This is a genomic window from Bacteroidota bacterium (assembly GCA_017303975.1).
GTDB lineage: Bacteria > Bacteroidota > Bacteroidia > JAFLBG01 > JAFLBG01 > JAFLBG01.
On sequence record JAFLBG010000028.1, the window covers coordinates 12920 to 25922 of the forward strand.

At 35.1% G+C, this 13003-nt stretch carries 9 protein-coding genes; 6 read left to right on the forward strand and 3 right to left on the reverse strand.

Annotation, left to right across the window (positions count from 1 at the left end):
• Nucleotides 1-13 precede the first annotated feature (13 nt).
• Nucleotides 14-577 carry an NUDIX hydrolase gene (locus J0M08_09920; protein MBN8703371.1) on the forward strand — a complete coding sequence of 188 codons (564 nt, stop codon included), beginning with the start codon at nt 14-16 and terminating at the stop codon, nt 575-577.
• On the opposite strand, the gene J0M08_09925 is transcribed toward J0M08_09920, so the two are convergent.
• Nucleotides 574-1173: a thiamine phosphate synthase gene (locus tag J0M08_09925; GenBank protein MBN8703372.1), complete on the reverse strand. Its 600-nt coding sequence runs from the start codon at nt 1171-1173 to the stop codon at nt 574-576. The genes J0M08_09920 and J0M08_09925 overlap by 4 nt on opposite strands.
• Nucleotides 1174-1274: 101 nt before the next feature.
• Between J0M08_09925 and J0M08_09930 the strand changes: the two genes are divergently transcribed.
• The 3 genes from J0M08_09930 (at nt 1275) to J0M08_09940 (ending at nt 8073) form a co-directional block, all read left to right on the forward strand.
• Nucleotides 1275-2432: a hypothetical protein gene (locus J0M08_09930; protein MBN8703373.1), complete on the forward strand. Its 1158-nt coding sequence runs from the start codon at nt 1275-1277 to the stop codon at nt 2430-2432.
• A 10-nt stretch (nt 2433-2442) separates the two neighbouring features.
• On the forward strand, nt 2443-4272 hold the full coding sequence (locus tag J0M08_09935; GenBank protein MBN8703374.1) for a T9SS type A sorting domain-containing protein: 1830 nt from the start codon (nt 2443-2445) through the stop codon (nt 4270-4272).
• A 594-nt stretch (nt 4273-4866) separates the two neighbouring features.
• Nucleotides 4867-8073 (forward strand): SpoIIE family protein phosphatase, encoded by a 3207-nt coding sequence (locus J0M08_09940; protein MBN8703375.1) that lies wholly within the window; start codon nt 4867-4869, stop codon nt 8071-8073.
• A gap of 72 nt (nt 8074-8145) precedes the next feature.
• Here the strand turns inward: J0M08_09940 and J0M08_09945 are convergent, their stop codons facing one another.
• Nucleotides 8146-9432, reverse strand: coding sequence for a nucleotide sugar dehydrogenase (locus J0M08_09945; protein MBN8703376.1), 1287 nt, complete (start codon nt 9430-9432; stop codon nt 8146-8148).
• Nucleotides 9433-9491: 59 nt separating this feature from the next.
• A complete protein-coding gene (locus J0M08_09950) occupies nt 9492-10520 on the reverse strand; it encodes a Gfo/Idh/MocA family oxidoreductase (GenBank protein MBN8703377.1) in 1029 nt (342 codons plus the stop codon).
• A gap of 117 nt (nt 10521-10637) precedes the next feature.
• On the opposite strand from J0M08_09950, the gene mgtE reads away from it, so the two are divergent.
• Nucleotides 10638-12032 carry a magnesium transporter gene (gene mgtE, locus J0M08_09955; protein MBN8703378.1) on the forward strand — a complete coding sequence of 465 codons (1395 nt, stop codon included), beginning with the start codon at nt 10638-10640 and terminating at the stop codon, nt 12030-12032.
• 7 nt (nt 12033-12039) lie between these two features.
• Nucleotides 12040-12972 carry a hydroxyacid dehydrogenase gene (locus tag J0M08_09960; GenBank protein ID MBN8703379.1) on the forward strand — a complete coding sequence of 311 codons (933 nt, stop codon included), beginning with the start codon at nt 12040-12042 and terminating at the stop codon, nt 12970-12972.
• The last annotated feature ends 31 nt before the right edge of the window (nt 12973-13003 follow it).

Genomic DNA, 13003 nt, shown 5'->3' on the forward strand with positions numbered 1-13003 from the left:
AAAAAACATTCAAGTGAAAAATAAAAAAGAAGAAAACCCTTGGAAAACCCTAAAAAGCGAATTAGTATACGAATCGCCCTGGATAGGAATAACCAAGCACGATGTACTTAATCCTGCAGGCAATCCCGGAATTTATTCGGTTGTCCACTTTAAAAATCTTGCCATCGGAATTATTCCGCTGGACAACGAATACAATACCTGGATTGTTGGTCAATACAGGTACCCCATAAATAAATATTCGTGGGAAATACCCGAAGGTGGTGGAAAACTTGACTCCCCGCCTATTGAATCTGCAAAGCGAGAATTGCTGGAAGAAACAGGTATTGTAGCCAATAAGTGGACAAAAATTCAAGAAATGCATCTGAGTAATTCTGCTACAGACGAGTTTTGTATTTTATTTCTTGCACAAGATTTATCCTTCGAAAGCCCACAACCGGAGGAAACTGAAGTTTTGGAAATAAAAAAACTACCATTTGAAGAATTGTATCAACTTGTATTAAATGGCACTGTTACTGACAGTTTAACGGTAACAGCTGTACTAAAAATTAAACTTTTACTTGTAGAAGGAAAAATCTAGTGAATAGTGTCTGCTATTTTTTTTAATTCAATAAATGATTTAACAGGATTACTGCTATTCCATATCGCCCCTAAAACGGCTGCTCCAATAAAGTTAATGCCCTGCAATTTTTCAATTGTATTGGTATCTATCCCTCCGAGAGCAATTAGTTGTTTAGATGTTTTTCCCAATGATTTTTTTATTTCCTCAACAGAAAAACGCGGTAAATAATTATCCTTGGTTATACTTTTAAAAACCGGACTAAAAAAATAATAATCAAACCCGTGCACATCCTCAATTTCAGCTAGTGTGTGTAATGAAGTAGAAATGGAAATGTTTCCTTTAGCAAATAAATTGGCGCTATTCAAATTAGCTCTATCCTTCTCGGTATAATGAATACCTCCTAAACCAAACTCATTAGCCAAATGGTGATGTGAATGGATTGAAATTCTAGAATAAAAATCCGAGTCAATCGCACTCACTAGTATTTTTAAATCATCTTCGCTTGCAAGCGGTTTCCTAATATGTAGCTTTTCAAGACCATTTCTAAATAATTCATTCACAACCTCACTTTCCCTAATTTGCTGATGCTCAGAAGTTACTAAAAAAAGTTGCATGAATTGTAAATTAAGTAGTTGATAAAAGTAGTAGTTAAAGTTGAAAAAATATTTCCCAAACGCCTAAAAATTTGGTATATTAAGACTTCTAAATTTTTACTGTGAAGAGAAAAAATTACATTCTATTAGTTATAACCTCCTTTTTATCATTTGTACTTGTATCTCAACCCAAAGTTAATTGCGATGGGGATACCGTAAATTATGTCTCTTTGGGCACTTCCGAATATGGCATTGGTTTTGGCAATCCGTCCAATTACAATGGATTAAGGGTTACCGGAATCGATAAAAATTGCAATACCAATGGTATGGCAATGAATCTATTTACCGAAACCACTACTCGCAAAACCAATGGTATAGATATCGGACTCTCACAATTTGCCGAAAACGTAAACGGTTTCTCGTTTGGACTTTTAAGTAACTCCGTAAGCAATCGTTTACAAGGTGTTAGTATTGGCTTATTTTTGAGCGAAGTTTATAGACTCTATGGCGTTGGATTTACACTTGGCTTTCAGGAATCAGACAAAATACATGGCGTAAGTCTCTCGGGTGCAAGCACTGTTACCTTTGAAGGGAAAGGAGTATTAATAAGCGCATTTAGAGTAGTTGCGGATAGTTTTATTCACGGAATCGCACTAGCACCTGCTTATACCAAAACATCACAAAATATAGGATTGCAATTATCTGCTATAAACATTAGCGGGGAAACAAGAGGTGCTCAAGTTGGATTAATTAACAAGACAGAATACTTAAGCGGAGTTCAATTTGGATTAATAAACATTGTAAAAGAACGCAAACATTTTAGATACATGCCATTTGTAAATTTTGGCGGTAAAAAAAGACCCAAAGAAATGAATAAATCTATAACAGTAGATATGGCTTCTAGAGCAGATTGCGGCTCCGGGTTTATAGATTTTAATGCAACTACAACGCGTGTAAATGAAAAGGGAGAGGCTATATCGCTCTCTACAGAACTGATAGACACCCTGACAATAGTGATAGACCATGATATAAACTACAAAGATTTTGAAATATATGTTGGCAATCAATTAGTAGATTTTACCACCTCAAGCCGCTCCACAATGACAGGAAAATTGGCACAACTAAAAAAACCTGAGTATGCCTCTGTAAGAATAAAATCTAAAAAAACAAACAGATGCCTTACCACCACATGGAAACCAAACTACAACACGCTTCGAATTCTTACCGATGACGACCCAACTAATTATTTGCAATTAAACTATAGTAATACAAATTATTAAAACAGAAAAAATGAAACATATATTTACGTCTATCTACATACTTTTTATTACTACCCTTTTTGCTCAAGCACCTCAACTAGAAGGAACCTACCTACCTGTAAGAGGTACAGCAATTAAGCAGGTGTACAAAATTTGGCCTATGACAATGGCTGAGCCTGCAACTGGAGCGAATCAAACTTGGAATTATTCAGGTGTTTTTACACCAACAACTAGCACGTATCTATTGGAAACATTCGACACCAATGATGTGCGCTGCAAACCCTATTCAAAATATTTTCCAACAGCAACACACGTGTCTTTCTTAGGCGCACCATTTAAAGATGCCGATTCTAGTTTTTTCTTCTTTAGAATTGATACATCTGGAGTTTGGGGAGTTGGGTCTTTCAATATTCAAGCAAGTGTAGACACGTTTGCAATTGCTACCGACCCGGAATTTATGACTCCTGCTAATTTTACCTATTTAAGTACAGCTCGTGATACGCTTAAGGCTTATTCTCCAATTTCAAATACCATTACCATGGTTCCAACCCACGTACATGGAGAGAAAACAAAAATAAAAGTTGATACCGCCATTGGTTACGGAACACTAACAACACCTGTTGGCACATTTAATGATGTACTTTTAATAAAAGAATGGAACTTTAATTATGACAGCATTTTCCTTGATCAAACGAAATCATTACTTGTTTATAGTCAGCTAGACACATTTATCCGTTATTATTATTTAAGAAATAATACGTTTGGTTCAAATGTATTACTACTTCAGCATTTTGCGGTTATCAATAAAAATAAATATCCCTCCTTCTCTTGGTACACACTACCTGTTGACAATGGCTACATTAAAGGAACCGTGCTAGACAGCAACAATACTGCAATTACAAATAGTATGTGCCCTACTTGTGAAGTTTATTTATACCGCGAACATTCTAATTTTTCTAAAGATGATATATTAGCCAGAACAACATTAGATGCTAACGGAAACTACCAGTTCGACTCTATCCCGTATGGCGAGTACCGTATTTCTTTTAGACCAGATAATAGCGTGAGTCCATATTACAATGCGCTTACCACCTACTATGGCGACTCTACTGATTGGACAAAAGTTACTCCCATTAATACCCTTATAAACAAAAGCGACACTACACTTACAAAACCAATTGTATTGCAATACCACAATGGGAATGACTCTACTCAACTATTAAGAGGCCAATTAAACATAAATTTAGGCGTATCTAAAAATGGGCCCTCTGTTGGAGATGCGCCATATTTATTAAGTGGTACGGTACCTGGTGTTGACATCATTATAAAAAAATGCCCATGTGGTGGTTCTGGGGCCATTGGAAAACCTTCCAACGAAGTCAGAACAGATGCAAATGGTATGTTTCAATTTAACAAATTAGATACCGGCACGTATGAATTGTTTATAGATATTCCAGGTTTACCGATGGCCTCTACCTATCCACTAACAATTAACGCTTCAAGTACATCCATCACTAATCTTGATTTTACCATTGGTAGAGACTCTATACATGCCAACAATATTCTTGGACTTACTGTTAAAACCTATTCACAAAATAGCTTTGCGGTAAATGCATATCCAAATCCTATTTCAAACGAACTAAATTTAAGTTATTTGTTAAATGACAACGAATTAGTTTCTATTCAATTGGTAGATATGCTTGGTCGTCCGGTAACTATTGTAAACAAACAATACCAAACCAAAGGTTTACAGGAACTATCTATTGATGTAAGTTCTTACCAACTTAACGCAGGATTGTATTTTGTAAAAATTACTACTTCTAAAAATCAGGTTACATTACCAATTTCTAAATTAAATTAACACTATTTAAAAAACACTTGCAGTAGTATGTCTTTCCATCGAAAGAGGGAATCTGCTTATTTAGCAACTAACAAGCTTAGATACCCGCTTTCAAGGGTATTATAAAATCTAGTTTCAACCCTAAATAGGCAATTGGAAAATACAACTACCTAAAACTAAATATTAGTAAGGCTTTTAGTGTTTTGAATAAGTAATGAAACCTTTGTTATACTAAGTGGGGTCACTCGTACTAAGACAGATAGTGCGCTTTTTTCAAAAGCTTCTACTGTCAAATTACGGGTTAAAATCAATAGAAAATTACCTTCTTGTCATACCCTCGAAAGAGGGAATAGACTTCCGTCATAATTCAATACAACATTTTTTAATCAACTTATAAGGTATTGGTCACACTGAGCATGTCGAAGTGTGCGGGTAAGCTTTCCCAAATCCTTCAACAGGCTCAGGATGACAGCGCTAAAGTTCAATATTTTAAATACTTTCAGCGCTTTATTCATCTTAAATTATGAAAGAGATCTAATCTCCACTTTGATTAAAGAGTTCGTATTACTAGAATATGTGAGCAGAGTTTTTTAATTTAGTGTTCAAATAAAACCGGTGAAACATCTTCTGAGATTATACGTACTTATTACCATTCAATTCGTTATTAGCTTAGCTTGTTTCTCTCAAACTTTTAATTTCAGAAACTACAATGTAGAAAGTGGATTGTCCAACGACCAAATATTGTGTTTTTTCCAAGACAAAGATGGTGTAGTTTGGATGGGGACCAATGGAGGCGGGATAAACAAATTTGATGGCAAATCGTTCGAGCACCTTACTACCAAAGACAGCTTGGCAGACAATGTGGTATATAGTATTACCGGGGATAAACAGGGTACTATTTACGTAGGTACCAACAACGGAATGTCTGTAATAAAAAATCGAAAAATAACCAATTACCGCGAACGCAAACAAGACGAAAATTTTGGACTTTCGCATTACAGGGTGTATAAAGTATTTATCGACTCCAATAACAAAATATGGATAGGTACCGGCAGGGGAATAAATCAATTGGAGGGAACAAAAATTACCACAAAAACCTTGCACAAGGAATTGGACAAAAGCTTTGTATTTGATATCATGCAAGATAGCAACAAGGCTATTTGGTTTAGCACACTGGGGGCTGGAGCATTTAAGTATGACGGCAGTGAATTAAAACAATATACGGTTGATAATGGACTGGACGAAAATTTCATTTTCAATGTATTCGACTATTCAAAACAAGAAAAATGGATATCCACCTCCACCAGTTTGTACGTATTAAAAAATGAAAAGCTAGAAAAACATCCAATTTCTAAACAATACTTCCAAGAAGGTAATTATCTATATGGTTGTTGGAGAGATGGATTTAATTCCATTTGGATTGGAACAAACGAAGGTGTATATCATTTAGAAAATGACTCGTTAGATTTAATACTAAAAAAGGAAAATGGATTAGTAAATAAGGATATTTGGAAAATATTTATAGATAATGAGCAAAACATTTGGCTAGGATCAAAGGCTGAAAAAGAATCGGGCCTATCGGTTTTAAACAACCTTTCTTTTTCAAAAAAAACTATTGTTACTGATTCCATAGGAAAATCGATAAACGATTTGCTGCTCGATAGAAATGGGAATTTATGGTTGGCTACTTCCAAGCATCTACTTAGAATTGCACCTAATAACAATACAAAAGTATTTAAAGGAGGTAACGAGAATGGATTGACGCACGAAAAAATTAGATGCTTATACGAAGACAATGAAAAAATATATATCGGAACAGAAAATGGAATTTCTATTTTACTTAACAACAAGTGGCATATCATTACACCTAAAAATACAGAAGAAAAAGAATACAGAATAAATGATATAATAAGCTTCAATGGGGAAATACTAGTTGCAACCAACAAAGGAATTTGGAGAATTGAGGGTAAAACGATGTTGGAGTACCATCCTTCACATTTTTCTCATCTAGTTGTCAATAAATTATTCACGAATGAAGATAAAACATTGTGGATTGGAAGTGAAACAGGCATTTTAAACATCTCAAAAAATATTGTACGAAGTTTTTCCATTAGCGATGGTATTTCGAATAGAAAAATCTATGATATAGCAGAAGAAAACGGCTTTGTCTGGGCATTATCAGAGGATGGCATATATAAATATGCAAATAGTACTGGACGATTTATGTACCAAAAAATCAAAGACGACATCAAAGAGTCAACATCTATAAGTTTTGGCATTGAAAAGGTAATTCTTATCGGTACTGAAAGTGGCCTATATAAATATAAACTCATCGATAACAAACTTGTTCTAATAAAAAAATACGACCAAGCTAATGGCTTTACAAATACAGCTGTAAGCCATAGAGCACAAAAATGGTACAACAATAAACTATACATAGGAACCGAAGATGGTTTATTCATATACAATCCGAGATACGACAGAGAAAACAAATTAGCACCACAAACACGAATAAAAGAAATTCGATTGTACGCGCAACCTACCAATTGGAAAGAGTATGCCGACTCCATAGGCACAGATGGACTTCCGTACAATTTAATTCTTACCTCCGGACAAAATTATTTATCCTTTAGCTATGTTGGTGTAAGCCATACATTACCTACAAAAGTTAAATACAAGTATACTTTAAAAGGCCATGATAAGGATTGGCATTCTACAACAGAAACAACAGTTCTATTTTCCAATCTAAATCCTGGAGATTACGAATTTTTGGTATTGGCAGAAAATGGAGATGGTGTTTGGAACAAAGAGCCTGTTTCGTTCAAATTTACGATAAATCCTCCACTACACCTTTCTAATTTAGCCTACACGATATATCTATTAGTAGCTATAGGCTTTATTTATGCGTTCTTGCGCATCGTGCGTTCAAACGGAAAAATAAAAGAACAAAACAGCACCATTGAAAAAAACAATGCACAGCTCGCCTTTGCATTTAAAGAAATTGAGCAAACTAATAAAAACATTACAGATAGTATTTTATACGCCAAACGAATTCAAGATGCAATTCTACCACGCAAGAAAAAAATATACAATGTATTACCACAGTCGTTTGTTTTTTACAAACCCAAAGACATTGTGAGCGGTGATTTTTATTGGCTTCACGAACAAGGAGACCATTTGCTCATAGCAGCCGTAGATTGCACTGGACACGGTGTTCCGGGTGCGTTTGTAAGTATTGTAGGAAACGATGGCTTATTGCGTGCTGTAAATGAATTTGGCTTAACCGTACCCGGGAAAATAATGGACAAACTAAATAGTTTAGTAGAAGAAACGCTTAGGCATGATGACACCACGTTTGTAAGAGATGGTATGGATATGGCTTTGTGTGCAATTAATTTCAAAAACAAAACCGTAAGCTATTCCGGAGCACAAAACCCATTGTATATTATCAGAAAAAAAGAATACGGAACACCTTTACCCGAAGCAAAAGCATTAATAAGCACAGAGACACATCAGCTATTTGAGCTTAAAGCAGATAAGCAGCCTATTGGTTTTTTTGAAGGAAGAAAAAATTTTACCACGCATACCATATCTGCCATGCCGGACGATACATTCTATATTTTCTCTGACGGCTATGCCGACCAATTTGGCGGACCGAAAGGGAAAAAATTTATGTACAAAAAATTTAAAGAACTATTACTAAACATTCAAAACTTAACTATTATCGAACAAAGACAAGTATTAGAAAGCTCCTTCGATGCTTGGCGGGGTAATTTAGAACAGGTAGATGATGTATGTGTAATTGGATTTAAAATTGGTTAATCTTATTTAAACACAAAACCCTTCCACGGTTTTAAGCGTTGGAAGGGTTTTGTAAATAACCTCTAGAAAAATTTACAAACTCCAATAAGTCAATCCTTTTATTTTACCTCTTAAAATTCCTTTAACATCAACCAATACTCCTCCTTTCCCTAAAATAGATTTAAAGTATTTTTCGTCCAGCTTTAAATATTCATTATGGTTTACCGCTAAAATAACTCCATCATACCCTTTACCCATTTTATTTAAACCAAAACCATACTCATGTTTTAACTCATCAGAATCAGCATGCGGGTCAACCACATCAACCTTTACACTGTATGATTTTAATTCTTTAATAATGTCCGCTACTTTCGAGTTTCTAATGTCGCTAACATTCTCTTTAAATGTAGCACCCATTACCAACACTTTTGATTTTGAAATATTTTTTCCTGCTGCAATAATCTTCTTTACTAAATTTTTTGCCACATATCCCCCCATTGAATCGTTTACGTAACGACCGGAATTTATAATACGTGCATGATAACCCAAAGCTTCTGCTTTGTAGGTTAAATAATAGGGATCAACACCAATACAATGCCCCCCAACTAAGCCCGGGAAAAATTTAAGGAAATTCCATTTTGTTCCCGCAGCTTCCAACACATCAAATGTATTAATACCAATTCGGCTAAAAATAATAGACAACTCATTCATCAATGCAATATTCACATCACGTTGTGTGTTTTCTATAATCTTAGCAGCCTCAGCAACTTTTATACTTGATGCACGATGTGTGCCAGGCTCTACAATAATCTCATACGTTTTTGCTATTACATCCAAACTCTCAGCATCACATCCCGAAACAACTTTTAAAATTTTAGTAATGGTATGTTCCTTATCGCCCGGATTTATTCGCTCTGGAGAATACCCTACTTTAAAATCTTTTTTAAATTTTAATCCCGATTCTTTTTCTAATACTGGAATACAATCTTCTTCTGTACAACCCGGATAAACAGTTGATTCGTACACCACATAATCTCCTTTTTTTAAGGCTTTACCAACACTAGTACTTGCTCCTACCAATGGTTTTAAATCAGGTAAGTTATGTTCGTCAATTGGAGTTGGAACTGCCACAATAAAAAAGCGAGCCTTTCTTAATACATCAATCGAAGTTGTAAATGTAATATCACAACCCTCAAAATCTTTTTTACTAAGCTCGTTACTTGGATCTATGCCTTTTTTCATCATATCAACACGTTTTTGGTTGATATCGAATCCTATTACTTTTACTTTTTTTGCAAAAGCCAACGCAATTGGCAACCCTACATAACCTAACCCAATAACAGCAATTGGAGCTTTTTTATTTAAAATTTCTTGATACATGTTTTGATGTTTTTTATTCTATTCTTGGATTTTTATTTAAAGCGGCACAAATATAAAAATTATGATTTACGATTGGGGCTTCTTAGCGCATAAATACGTTCAATTATATCAACAACTTTCAGTCCTTCTAAAGCATTCGTAGTAATGGTTGTTCTGCCTTTTAAGGTATCAACCACATTTTCTACAATATAATGGTGGTTATTAGCAGATCCTTTATATGCTCCATAATCATTTGCAGGATTTGTTGGAGCTAATTCAGGCATTGTATAATTTTTTATATGACAATATTCTACTTTATCCATATACTGTCCACCCACTTTCACGCTACCGTTGCTACCAACAATAGTCAAACTACTTTCTAAATTGGTGTCCCAAACAGCTGTAGAGTAATTAATACAGCCCATTCCGCCATTTATAAATTTGAAATTTACAAAGCCGGAATCTTCAAACTCTGTAAGTGTTTGGTGGTTAAAATCATTAAACTTTGCTTGAATCTCAGTTATATCTCCAAATAGCCAATACAAAATATCAATAAAATGAGAAAACTGAGTAAATAAAGTTCCTCCATCCAATGTTTGCAAGCCTTTCCAGCCTCCTTTTTTGTAATAACGATCGTCACGATTCCAATAGCAATTTAACTGAACCATATACACATCGCCAATAGCTTTGCTCTCCACTACCTCTTTAAGCCAAGCAGATGGAGGAGAATACCTGTTTTGCATTACACAGAAAACCTGCTTGTGCATTTGCAATGATTTATATATAACAGCTTCACAATCTGATTTTGAGAGTGCCATTGGTTTCTCGCAAACAACATGTTTTCCTGCCTCTAGTGCTTTAAGTGCATGCTGCGCATGTAACCCATTTGGACTACAAATATTTACAACTTCTACCTCCGGATGGTTATGCAACATTTCATCTACAGAAGTATAATACTTCTCTGTTAGATTCGTTAATCCAAGCTGTTCCTTCGGTAAAACATCACAAACAGCCACCAACTCTGTGTTTGGATTTCGTCTTACCATTTCGGCATGTCTTTTCCCGATATGTCCTTGTCCAATAATTGAAAATTTAATTTTAGTACTCATCGTGTTTGTATTAACCATTTTAGACATGCAAATGTATAATTTATGATGTATAAATCTAAAATATATTAGGTATAATATAGTACCTTTGCATTTGTACCCCAACTAAGGTATATTTCAATGCAATTCGAATTATCTACAGAGTATTTAGAAAAGCTAAAGGAGGCCATCCATGCCAACGATATTGCATTTGTCGAAAGTCAAATAAAGGTACTTCATCCTGCAGATATTGCTGAAGTTTTTAATGAACTATCAATCGATGAAGCTAAATTTTTATACAAACACCTAGAAGAGGAAGAAGCCGGGAAAGTTCTTATTGAAATGGATGAAGATGTTCGGGAGAAATTTCTTGCCGAACTTACCTCTAAAGAGATTGCAGAACAATTTCTCGACAACATGTCATCGGACGATGCTGCCGATGTTATTGGAGAATTGCCGGATGCAAAGCAAGACGAGGTTCTCGCTCTCATGGAAGATGCAGAGCAAGCCAGCGATATTGTAGATTTATTAAACTACGATGAAAATACTGCCGGAGGCTTAATGGCCACGGAGCTTATTCGTGTAAATGTCAATAAAAACATATTGGAGTGCGTACGCGAAATAAGAAAACAAGCAGATGGTATTGAAAACATGTATGCTGTTTATGTGGTAGATGATGAAGATAAATTGTTAGGATTATTATCCTTAAAAAAACTATTAATTACACCGCTTCGAACCAAAGTAAAAGACATTTTAAATCCTGAAATAATTTCGGTAAAAACCAATACCGATGCAGAGGAAGCAGCCAAAATAATGGAGAAATACAACCTGGTTGTATTACCCGTTGTAGATGGGCTAGGAAGATTGGTGGGACGAATTACAATTGACGATGTTGTAGATATTATTCGCGAAGAAGAAACAGAAGATGTGCAGAAAATGGCTGGTATGGAAGCATTGGATGAGCCATACAATAGCATTTCTGTTTGGGGTATGTTAAAAAAACGCGGAGGCTGGTTGGTAATTCTTTTTCTCGGAGAAAGCTTAACAGCGACAGCCATGAGCTTTTTTGAAGACGCGATAGCAAAAGTTGTTGTACTTGCTCTATTTGTACCTCTTATTATTTCAAGCGGAGGAAATACAGGATCTCAAGCCTCTACACTAGTTATAAGGGCACTTGCACTAGGTCAGGTTTCCATTAGAGATTGGTGGACAATTATTAGAAAAGAATTAAAAGTAGGTGCATTACTAGGAATAAGCTTAGGATTAATAGGCTTTTTAAGAGTAGCCGTATGGAGTGCATTCGTAGATGATTTTGGTCCGCATTGGATGTATATTGGATTAACCGTAGGTATTTCGTTGGTAGGTGTTGTGTTATGGGGAAATATTGTTGGTTCTGTTTTTCCATTGTTATTAAAACGAATGGGATTAGATCCCGCTGTTTCGTCTGCACCTTTTGTAGCAACACTTGTTGACATTACCGGACTAATTATATATTTCTCCGTTGCATCTTCTATATTAGCTGGCACATTATTATAAATTAAAAATGAAAATTTTATTTATTGACAGCACGGATAATTTACTTGTACAACTTCTATCTGAGCAAGGCCATACACTCGAGCATGACTACGTATCCACAAAAAAAGAAATAGAACAAAAACTCCATTTGTTTGATGGCATTGTAATTCGCAGTCGTTTTAAAATTGACAAGCAGATTATTGATAGTGCTACGAATTTAAAATTTATAGCACGTGTAGGCTCCGGCATGGAAAACATTGATGTTGCTTATGCAGAAGAGAAAAACATAAAATGTTTGCACGCCCCCGAAGGAAACTGCGATGCAGTAGCTGAGCACGCTATTGGAATGCTATTGTGTCTCTTCAACAATTTAATTGCGGCCAATAACGAATCAAAACAAGGTATTTGGAAGCGCGAAGAAAATAGAGGATTAGAAATTGGAGGAAAAACAATTGGATTAATTGGTTATGGGAATGTTGGAAAAGCAATAGCAAAAAAACTAAGTGGCTTTGATGTGAGAATCATGGTGTACGACAAATACCTAAAAAATTTTAGTACTGAATTTGTTACAGAAAGTAACATGCAAGAACTTTATAAAGAATGTGATATTGTATCGTTACATATTCCACTTAGCCAAGAAACGCAATATCTAGCGAACGATTCATTTTTTAAGGCATTTACTAAAAACATCTATTTTATTAATACCTCCCGCGGAAAGATAGTAAACACAGCTGATTTAGTACATAATTTAAAGTCAGGAAAAATTAAAGGTGCTTGTTTGGATGTACTAGAATATGAAACATCGTCCTTTGAACAAGTTGAATTAACTGACCTACCCTCTCCTTTTCAATATTTAATGAAATCGTACAATGTGGTCATGAGCCCACATATTGCAGGATGGACACACGAAAGCAACACAAAGATGTCAAAAATTTTGGCAGAGAAAATTTCGAAAATCTAAATTTGTTTTTCTTTTTTTTGTGAATAAGCAA